The 2065-nt window shown below is 36.0% G+C and carries 1 pseudogene; it reads right to left on the bottom strand.

The features are described from left to right. Window positions 1–339 precede the first annotated feature (339 nt). A pseudogene (locus tag ED2_RS14440) lies at window positions 340–1901 on the bottom strand (glycoside hydrolase family 43 protein). Between the last annotated feature and the right edge of the window lie 164 nt (window positions 1902–2065).

The raw sequence follows: 2065 nt of genomic DNA, 5'->3' as shown, positions 1-2065 counted from the left end.
ATACCAGAGTAACAAGTGAATGTCAACTGTTTTTTAAAAGTTATTTTCGATTTCATTTTTTAGAAATCTTTCAGCAACTCGTATATCATAACTTATCTTTTGTTATTCGTCAAGAACTTTTTTGAAGTTTTTCTTGATTAGATCAAGCTTTTCAATAGGTTCTTTTCAAACGACTTAGTTATCTTATCACGTGTTTTTATGTTTGTCAATGAATTTTTCTAAATAAATTTCATTGAATTTTTCACGTTTCAACAACATTGTTTACTTTACCATTAAAAAAATAAAAGGTCAAGTTAAAAATAAATTTTAGCTAGACCTTATTTTTTTCTTCTTATTCTTTTAATCTCTACCTTTGTATTCAAAGAAAGAAAAATCTGCGTAGCTGCCTTTCTTTTTATTGAGATCATGGACCCCAACTCCAACAAAGTTCCCTGTAAATCCTCCAGATAAAGTGGTCACGTCTTTTGCAGATCCTACCACTTCCCACCGTTCACTCTTTTTTCCTTCACTTGGAAGAAAGCCTGAGTATCCTTCACATCAACTTTTAAATAGACTTGCTCTCCATGTAAAGGAATTGCCCAAGTATCTAAATACACTTCTCCTTTCACTGATTGGATCATACGCAAGCATTTCCCTACCGTTTCATCCCAAGTAACATAGCAATAGTAATAATTTTCTTCATTAAGATACAATGTTAATCCAGCCATCTGGTTAAAGTGTGTTGGTTCATACTCAAATGAGGTAGTCACTTCAAAAGAAAAATCTGTTTGACGTATAGCAAGCAAATGATGATCAAATGTAGATTGGATCGATTCTCCAGCATGGATTCTCAAGTAGCCCTGACGACTATTTACATCACACCATGTACGTTCTGGTAGAATGCGACGGGTATTCCATATCGGACTGATACCTCGTTCAAAAGTATCCAAAAAATGATGATTTACCTGTTGTTCGACTTTATCTACTGTCTGAACTGTCGTATTTTTTTGTGGTGAATTTCCCTCACTCTTTAGACTCAACCAGTAATCCTCTGTCCAATATACCTCCTGAATAGCTGTTTCCCGCCCTAAAATCGCTGCATCTTTTAGAGGTCTTGTACAGAGATAGGCCATATACCACTGTCCATTCTCCGTTTGGACTAAACTACCATGACCTGTGCACTGTAGAGAAGAATCCGGTTTATCACTTGCTGTTAATATTGGTGAGTTGGGGGCTAGTTCATAAGGACCGGTTATTGCTTTACTCCGACAGACAGTAACCGAATGCCCTCTTCCCGTTCCACCTTCCGCCGTTAATAAGTAATAATAGCCATTTACAAAATACAAATGTGGTGCTTCTGTTTTTGCAAGAACAGTACCAGAAAATATTGGGTAGATTTCGCCTATTAGCGTCTCTTCTTTAGGATCATATTCTTGCAAAACAATTCCTGCTGATTTATTAGGAGTTTCTATGCGATAATCCCACTGTTCATTTAAGAGCCATTTTTTTCCTGTGTGTACGTCATGAAACAAGGAAGGATCAAAACCACTGCTATTTAAATAAATTGGATCAGTCCATGGCCCATTGATATCTTTTGCTGTCATCAAATAATTATGCGCATCTTTAAAAGGGCGAGCAACACTTTTTACATCTGTAAAAACAAAGTAGAATTGTCCATCAGCATAACTAAGTTGCGGAGCCCAGATGCTGCCGTTCGTTGGATTCCCCTTTAAATCTACTTGGTGGTGCAAGATATCTGTTACATAATGCCAATTGACTAAATCTGTAGATCCATAAACTCTTGCACCTGGCAACCACTCAAATGAAGAGACAACAATGTAATACATATCATTGACCCTCAAAATATTAGGATCTGGATTAAATCCTCTTAAAATAGGATTTTCAACTTTTACTTCACACATTCCCCACTTGTCCTTTCTTGATCTTGATTCGATAGACTGTTAAAACAGCAGCCATAAAATAGAAGAAGGTAAATGGAAAAGCAATAAATTGCGTACCCAGTAATAATATCAATCCTGCAACAAGGTATAAACTAGCAGCGATGATCAAATATTTTTCTTTTATT

The organism is Enterococcus durans NBRC 100479 = LMG 10746, assembly GCF_001544215.1.
Classification (GTDB): Bacteria; Bacillota; Bacilli; order Lactobacillales; family Enterococcaceae; genus Enterococcus_B; species Enterococcus_B durans.
This window is presented reverse-complemented; position numbering and strand designations above follow the sequence as displayed.